1 protein-coding gene is annotated in these 507 nt (G+C 32.0%); it reads left to right on the plus strand.

What is annotated here, in order from left to right; translation table 11 throughout:
• A partial coding sequence (locus MW871_RS16275) for a serine hydrolase domain-containing protein (protein ID WP_248429437.1) occupies window positions 1–507 on the plus strand: 507 nt, incomplete at both ends.

The raw sequence follows: 507 nt of genomic DNA on the forward strand, positions 1-507 counted from the left end.
TTATTAAATCACCGAAGCGGACTGACTAATTATGCTTATTTCTTTGACGACACAAAAGTTTGGAATCATAGTAAACAGGTGACCAATCAAGATATTTTAAATGCATACATAAAATTTGAAGCGCCTTTAGATTTCAAAACCGATAAACATTTTGCGTATTGCAATACAAATTATGCAATGTTGGCATTAATTATTGAAAAAGTAACGGGTTTAAACTATCGAGAAGCGATGAAAAAAATCATTTTTCAACCTTTAGGAATGGAGCATACCTTTGTACTTGACTATGCAAAAGAGATTAAAAACGTTAGTCAATCATACAAGGGAAATTACCGTAAACACGAACTAAACCATCTTGAAACCGTTTATGGTGATAAAAATATCTATTCCACTCCACGAGATTTATTGAAATTTCAACAAGCAGTTGCCTCCAAAGATTATTTAACTCCAGCATTGATTAATGAAGTCTTTAAAGGCTACAGCTATGAAAAACAAGGCACAAGAAATTAT

The organism is Flavobacterium pygoscelis, from assembly GCF_023162025.1.
GTDB classification, from domain to species: Bacteria; Bacteroidota; Bacteroidia; order Flavobacteriales; family Flavobacteriaceae; genus Flavobacterium; species Flavobacterium pygoscelis.